Here is a 317-nt window from a genome sequence, read left to right on the forward strand (position 1 = left end):
GTATCGTCACCATCAGTTCCTTGATCCAACACCGCACGCGCCACAACGGCAGCATTGCTATCAAGCGTGCCATCACTGAACAGAATGTTCTCGATATTCGTTCTGTAGACGTTTGTGGTTGTCTGATCTTGCAACGTGATCACGCCATCTGGTGTCGTAATTGTGACATCAGCGCCCGAGATCGCAAAGGTCACATCAGCCGCCGCATATTGCGACAAATCTAACGTGTCTGTCCCAAAGTTCTCAAGGTTCCCTGCGATGACATCATCACCGCCACTGTAGATGATCGTGTCATCCCCATCGCCAGCCGTGATCGT

At 51.4% G+C, this 317-nt stretch carries 1 protein-coding gene; it reads right to left on the reverse strand.

Annotated features, from left to right (window positions below; translation table 11 throughout):
• A partial coding sequence (locus tag Yoon_RS17890; protein WP_238114177.1) for a hypothetical protein occupies positions 1 to 317 on the reverse strand: 317 nt, incomplete at both ends.

Source organism: Yoonia sp. I 8.24 (genome assembly GCF_022096995.1).
Classification (GTDB): Bacteria; Pseudomonadota; Alphaproteobacteria; order Rhodobacterales; family Rhodobacteraceae; genus Yoonia.